At 36.4% G+C, this 6,678-nt stretch carries 7 protein-coding genes and 1 pseudogene; all 8 read right to left on the bottom strand.

Translation table 11 applies throughout. The features are described 5' to 3' along the window. Nucleotides 1–66: 66 nt before the first annotated feature. Nucleotides 67–1,671 carry a CTP synthase gene (locus tag B3473_RS04400; protein WP_154454814.1) on the bottom strand — a complete coding sequence of 535 codons (1,605 nt, stop codon included), beginning with the start codon at nt 1,669–1,671 and terminating at the stop codon, nt 67–69. 259 nt (nt 1,672–1,930) lie between these two features. Then, nucleotides 1,931–2,512: a DNA-directed RNA polymerase subunit delta gene (gene rpoE / locus B3473_RS04395; RefSeq protein WP_154454813.1), complete on the bottom strand. Its 582-nt coding sequence runs from the start codon at nt 2,510–2,512 to the stop codon at nt 1,931–1,933. A 180-nt stretch (nt 2,513–2,692) separates the two neighbouring features. Next, entirely contained in the window at nt 2,693–3,976 is a 1,284-nt protein-coding gene (tig, locus tag B3473_RS04390) for a trigger factor (protein WP_154454812.1), read from the bottom strand. A gap of 279 nt (nt 3,977–4,255) precedes the next feature. Then, nucleotides 4,256–4,552, bottom strand: coding sequence for a hypothetical protein (locus tag B3473_RS04385; RefSeq protein ID WP_239472535.1), 297 nt, complete (start codon nt 4,550–4,552; stop codon nt 4,256–4,258). Between the two features lie 128 nt (nt 4,553–4,680). After that, the gene (locus B3473_RS04380) at nt 4,681–5,184 is read right to left on the bottom strand and encodes a glucose PTS transporter subunit EIIB (protein ID WP_235300389.1); all 504 of its coding nucleotides are present in this window, start codon (nt 5,182–5,184) and stop codon (nt 4,681–4,683) included. A 44-nt stretch (nt 5,185–5,228) separates the two neighbouring features. Further along, nucleotides 5,229–5,507, bottom strand: coding sequence for a hypothetical protein (locus tag B3473_RS04375; RefSeq protein ID WP_293675063.1), 279 nt, complete (start codon nt 5,505–5,507; stop codon nt 5,229–5,231). 12 nt (nt 5,508–5,519) lie between these two features. Continuing rightward, complete coding sequence (locus tag B3473_RS04370; RefSeq protein ID WP_235281317.1) at nt 5,520–5,756, bottom strand: hypothetical protein; 237 nt, start codon at nt 5,754–5,756, stop codon at nt 5,520–5,522. Next, a pseudogene (locus tag B3473_RS07375) lies at nt 5,662–6,664 on the bottom strand (alpha-amylase family glycosyl hydrolase); the annotation flags it as partial. The pseudogene B3473_RS07375 and the gene B3473_RS04370, both read right to left, overlap by 95 nt. Nucleotides 6,665–6,678 lie beyond the last annotated feature (14 nt).

Genomic DNA, 6,678 nt, shown 5'->3' with positions numbered 1-6,678 from the left:
AACTTCATTATAGAACTTTCATAAAAAAAGATTCTCTAAGCACTTGCTTGAAGAATCTTTGATTTATTATTTGCTATTTTCGATTGCCGCTGTCACAAAAGCAGTGTAGAGTTCTTCTGGACGGTTTGGACGGCTTTGAAGTTCTGGGTGGTATTGAGCAGCTACGAAGAATTTCTTCTCTGGCAATTCAACCACTTCCATCAAGCGGTTATCTGGTGACACACCTGAAAAGACAAAGCCAGCTTCTTCAAATTGGTCACGGAATTTCGTGTTGAATTCGTAACGGTGACGGTGACGGCGTTGCACCACTTCTTGGTTATTATAAGCTTGTGCTGCACGTGAACCTGGTTTCAATTTACATGGGTAAAGTCCTAGACGGAGTGTTCCACCCATGTCTTCAATATCGATTTGATCACGCATGATATCGATGATTGGGTATTTTGTATCAGGATCAAGTTCGGCTGAGTTAGCCCCTTCTAAATGCAAGACGTTACGGGCAAATTCCACACAAGTCAATTGCATACCAAGACAGATACCAAGCATTGGCACGTCATTTTCACGCGCATAGCGGATAGCTTCAATCTTACCTTCTGTACCACGTTGACCAAATCCACCAGGAACAATGATACCATCAACATCGCCAAGCATTTCTTCAGCATTTTTAGCTGTCAAATCATTGGCGTTAACCCATTTGAGGTCGATAGCTGTATCGTTGATGTAACCTGAGTGTTTAAGAGCTTCAACAACTGAAAGGTAAGCATCTGGCAATTCAACGTATTTCCCAACAAGGGCAATTCGTGTTGAGTTTTTAAGATTCATAATCTTATCAACCATTGCAGACCATTCTGACATATCCGCTTTTGGCACATCCAATTTCAAGTGGTCACATACGATTTGGTCCATGTTTTGAGCTTGCATATTGAGTGGAATTTGGTAAATATGATCCACATCAAGTGATTCAATAACAGCTTCTGGAGCCACGTCACAGAATTGAGCCAATTTGTTTTTAATGCCTTGCCCAGCTGGTTTTTCTGTACGGATAACCAACATATTTGGTTGAATCCCTAATCCACGCAACTCTTTTACAGAGTGTTGAGTTGGTTTGGTTTTCATTTCACCAGCTGCCTTCAAGTAAGGTAACAAGGTTGTGTGAATGTACATCACATTGTCAGAACCAACGTCTGCCTTCATTTGGCGCAATGCTTCAAGGAAAGGAAGGCTTTCAATATCACCAACAGTACCACCAACTTCAGTGATAATAACATCAGAATCTGTCGTAGCTGCAGCACGTTTAATTTTTTCTTTCAACGCGTCTGTGATATGTGGAATAACCTGAACAGTTGCTCCAAGGTATTCCCCTTTACGTTCTTTTCGAAGCACTTCGCTATAAATTTTACCAGTTGTAACATTCGAATACTTGTTAAGGTTAATATCAATAAAACGTTCGTAGTGACCAAGGTCAAGGTCTGTTTCAGCCCCATCATCAGTCACGTAAACTTCACCGTGTTGGTAAGGACTCATTGTCCCTGGGTCAATATTAATGTAAGGGTCAAATTTTTGGATGGTTACCTTAAGCCCGCGATTTTTCAATAAACGACCAAGACTTGCAGCGACAATACCTTTACCAATAGAAGACACCACACCACCAGTAACAAAAATATACTTCGTCATTAAAAAACTCCTTTAAAAATAAAATGATAAGTGCTTGAATAAAATCGCATCACTTATAATTAGCGTTTGGGTAGCCTTGTCGGAATGGGGTTCCAACGCACATAGACAACTATTTTAAAAAAACAAAAACAGCCCCCTAAAAGTTAGGGAGCTTTTACATGACCTCTCAAATCAAAAAGAGGTGCCCGATTAACATTATATGTTATCTTTGATAAATTGTCAAACGATAACCATAATGATCTGATTGTTTTCGAAAAACTTATTCTTCCTCGTCCAAATCATCATCGTCGTCATCATCATCTTCTTCGTTGATGTCAACGTCTTCGTCTAATTCATCATCAGGGATGATTTCGTTGATTTCTGAATCGTAAGATTCCACTTCTGATTTTTCATCATCTGGATTTTCTTCGTCGTATTCCATATCAGCTAATTTTGGTGTGAAATCTTCATCTTCTGGATCATCGTCTGAGTAGTCAATAGCATTTTCATCACCATCCATGAAGGCATTGACACGTTTTCTCTTGCGTTTTGGTTCTCCGTTTTCATCTTCTTCAAGAGTGATGATTTCTTCGTCAATCTCATCAATAGCATACCATGAACGAAGGCCCCATTTGTTATCCCCAAGTGGAATAAAACTACCATCCACATTTAATGCAGAATAAAAGTAAGGTAACGCTTCACGAATATCTGCGTCTGATTTTTCGAGGTAATTTTGAATCTCGTTCACAAGATCGCTGAAGTACATCTCATGATCACGGCCACGCTCTTCTAAAATAGCACGAGCTACTTCAACCATTGAGAGTTCATTTTTTTCTTGTCCAGCAAATACTTCTAATTCCAAGGTAATTCTCCTTATTTATTTTAGGATATGAGCCAGTAGCTACAAAAAACCTATTGTCTAAAATTTGTCACTCTTTATTTTACGCTAATTTTAGGTATTCGTCAAAAGATTTTTCAGCAAAAATAATAAAAAGTCAAGTAATACAAGATTACTTGACTTGAATGGTTCGTATCAGTAAGCTTATTTCACTTTAACTGAGCTTGTGATAACATCAACCGCTTTTTTCATTGCGATATCATGTTTAAGCATTTCAGGTGAAAGAAGGTGACGAACTTGTTCCACTTCCATGTTGTATTCTGAAGCCAAATCGTTGATTTCTTTTTCGATTTCTTCGTCGCTAGCTTCAAATCCTTCAGCTTTAGCGATTGCTTCGATAACAAGGTTTGTTTTAACGCGTTTGTCAGCGTCTGCTTCGTATTGTTTGTGAAGATCTTCTTCAGATGTACCTGTCAATTGGTAGTACATTTCTGGAGAGATACCTTGGCGTTGCATGTTGCCCATGAATTCGTTCATTGCACGGTGTACTTCGTCATGAACCATTTCTTCTGGCAATTCAACGATTTCTGCGTTTTCAACAGCCAATTCAATGGCAGCAGCTTCAACAGCGTCATCGTAAGCAATTTCTTTAGCTGATTCAAGTTCTTTACGGTATTTAGCTTTCAATTCGTCAAGTGTTTCCACTTCTTCGTCGATATCTTTAGCCAATTCATCGTCAAGAGCTGGTACTTCTTTTGCTTTTACTTCGTGGATAGTTGTCACGAATTTAGCGTCTTTACCAGCAAGGTCCTCAGCTTGGTAGTTTTCTGGGAATGTTACGTTAACTTCAACAGTTTCACCAGCTTTAGCACCAACTAATTGGTCTTCGAAACCTGGGATGAATTGACCTGAACCAAGTTCAAGTGAGAAGTTTTCGCCTTTACCACCGTCAAATTCAACACCGTCAACTGAACCAACGAAGTCGATAACAACAGTGTCACCAAGTTCTGCAGCGTCGTCTTTAACAACCAATTCAGCAAGGTTGTTGCGTTCGCGTTCTACTTTTTCATCTACTTCAGCATCAGTAACTTCTTTTGTAGCGTCAACTGAAACTTCAAGGTCTTTGTAAGCACCAAGTTTCACTTCTGGTTTTGTAACAACTTCTGCAGTCAAAGTCCATTCTTGACCTTTTTCCATTGATTTGATGTCAATTTTTGGTTGAGCAACAACGTCAAGGCTAAGTTCAGCAACAGCTGCTTCGTATGCTTCTGGAAGAATAGCGTTCAAAGCATCTTCGTAAAGAGCTTCTTCACCAAATTTTTGGTTGAATACGGCACGTGGCATGTGTCCTTTACGGAATCCAGGTGCGTTCAAATCTTTCTTAATTTTATTGAATGCTTTGTCAAGAGCTGGTTTGATTTTGTCTTGACCAATTGTGAATGTAATCACACCACGGTTAGTGGCTTTGTTTTCAAATGATACAGACATGAAGTCATTTCTCCTTAAAATTTTATATACAGTTTAGTTTATCATATTTTAGAGGCTTTTTAAAGTTTTTTGTATAAAATAGTGATGTTTTTACCATTCTAAAACCAGTAAAAAAGGTTCTAGATATACATTCAACAGTGCAAGCAAAAATACAACTATTGTCATCCATGTTTGGATTGGGATTCTACATAACTACCTAAAATGAATCTATAACATTTTAAATGCACCCTAGTATTCAGATATAAAACCTCATACTAGGATGCAGTTCTTTAAAAATAATTATTCGTCTTCCACTAAAATTTCATCTGGAATTGCAAGTAATTTTGTCAACGTGTAGCACACTACTACAGTAATAACTGAAACAGCAAAATAAACAAGTAACTGATAGCTATTATAAATGTACATTAGATATGACGGAACTACTGCTAAACCATACGAATTAGATTGAATACGAAAAATTGAAAGTATGGCTGCTCCAAGTCCAGAAGAAAAAAGCATAATATACAATGGCTTAAGATTATATCTTAAATGCAAACCAAACAAGACAGGTTCACTAACTCCGAATAATTGTGACATGAAAGCTCCCATTACTGTCTGTTTTACCTTAGCATTTTTAGCAGAACTATAGAAAGCTAAAGAAGAACCAAGATTGGCAAAACCTACATGGCACAAAGTGTAATCAGTTGGTTGAATTCTGTATTAGCTCATAAAGAGGTCTCAATAACAACATACATATGATGAAGTCCTGTAATAACAGCTAGTGGATAAGTAGCTCCTACAAAGAAACCACCTATTCCAAATGGTATGTTCATTACTGCTTGAGTAACAGCAATCAATATAGTCTCCAACCAATGAACTATAGGTACAACAATATCCCCTAGTGTTCTCATCAACGCTTTTATACCTTTTTCTTGAGACTTAACATACTCATCTTGCTGACTTTTATCTATAGTTGAAACATTCATTGCCTCCAACTCTTCAAATACTTTATTGACAATTCCTGTCCCTAAAATAATCTGATACTGACCGCTATTGAAAAATGTTCCTTTAACTTCATCAACTTTTTCAATAGCTTTTGTATCTATTTTATCCTTATCTTTAACAATTAAACGCAAGCGTGTGGCACAATGGATTGCTGATACAATATTATCAGGTCCAACTATTTCTAAAATCTCACTTGCTATATCATGGTATTTATTATTTGTCATCAGATTTTCTCCTTTATTAGTACCGCTCCATAAGTTTCCAATTGTTATTTATTATTAAAACTCTTTACTTGTCCGTTATCTAATAAAATTTCAATACGATTTTTAAACTTATCTAAAATCTTCACATCTTCAGAAAAGTTAATAACTATAAAATAAGAATTTTGACTATCGTATCTTCTGTAGATAAAAATATCTTCGTCCTTATCCTCAAGAAAATCAATTTTTCCAAACGTTAACGCTTCATGCATAGGACTTTTTTTGATTTGGATTAATTTTTGATAAAAATGCCAAAGACTTGATGAAGTTTTAACTTGACTTGCCACATTCCTAACTTGTTATCTCTCTGTAATATATATCCAAGGTTTAACGTTTGAAAAACCAACAAATTCAGATTCATCCCATTGCATAGGAGTCCGAGCATTGTCTCGACTACGATAATTTATAATATCCATCGCCTCCGCTGGAGTTAAGCCTTCTGAAATAGAGTAACGCAAGAGCTTTTTGAGCAGCAGAACTTGTTTGCTGAGACCCAAGATATTTACTTGGTGCTCTATTTTGATCATGATTTTCAATAAAAGGAGCTCCCCAGCCAACTTTTTGAATAGCTACCTGAGAGTCTTTTATTTTATTAAATAAATCCTTAGGCTTCCATTTAATAGGTTTAAACTACTCACTACCACTTGCTACATCCAAATCTGCAGCTTTAAAATCAAAGATCATTGAAAAGAATCCATCTTTTCCAATGAAGTCATCAAGTTGATCATATTCCACACCTGGTGCTTCTGCGATGGTAACTGCTTGATTTGACTTAAAGCATTTTTCTTGTAATTCAGACAAAAAAATTTCTATACTCGGTTGATTACGGCTAACTTTTGTACACTTAGCCAATCCATCTACTCCATCTGGTTCAATAGATTGGAATTTAAGATCTTTTTTAATAAATGTAATCGCATCAACTCTAAATCCCGAAATTTCTAAGTCCAACCACCAGTTAATCATTGTATAGATTTCATTTCTTAACTCAGGGAGTTTTTCCCCAGACATTTCCTCCAAAAATCGAACACCAATTTGTTGGAGGAGTAGGAGACTCTTTAAAAATATAGTAATTTCTATATTTTGAATTTTTGTCTCTTAATGCTTTCTGAAACCAGATATGTTCATCTGAGGTATGATTAACTACTAAATCTAAAATAATTTTTATGTCTCGCTTTTTAGCTTCATGTAATAAATCCTTAAAATCATCGATTGTTCCAAACTCTGGAGCAATAGTATAATAATCTGAGATATCATATCCATTATCTGCCATAGGAGATTGGTAAATTGGACTTATCCAAATGGAGGTTATTCCTAGATCTGCTAAATAATCCAAGCGCGAAATAATTCCTTGTATATCTCCAACTCCGTCACTATTACTATCTTGAAAACTCCATGGGTAAATTTGATAAATAACTTCAGATTGCCACCAGTTTCTACTATTCATTCTTTCACCTCAAT

This window comes from Streptococcus sp. UBA632 (assembly GCF_002300045.1).
Lineage (GTDB): Bacteria > Bacillota > Bacilli > Lactobacillales > Streptococcaceae > Streptococcus > Streptococcus alactolyticus.
This window is presented reverse-complemented; position numbering and strand designations above follow the sequence as displayed.

What these genes read in the sequence shown, in the direction of transcription:
- B3473_RS04385 (WP_239472535.1), bottom strand. Translation starts at nt 4,552, where the DNA reads ATGTCACAATTATTCGGAGTTAGTGAACCTGTCTTGTTTGGTTTGCAT.
- B3473_RS04380 (WP_235300389.1), bottom strand. Translation starts at nt 5,184, where the DNA reads ATGACAAATAATAAATACCATGATATAGCAAGTGAGATTTTAGAAATA.
- B3473_RS04400 (WP_154454814.1), bottom strand. Translation starts at nt 1,671, where the DNA reads ATGACGAAGTATATTTTTGTTACTGGTGGTGTGGTGTCTTCTATTGGT.
- tig (WP_154454812.1), bottom strand. Translation starts at nt 3,976, where the DNA reads ATGTCTGTATCATTTGAAAACAAAGCCACTAACCGTGGTGTGATTACA.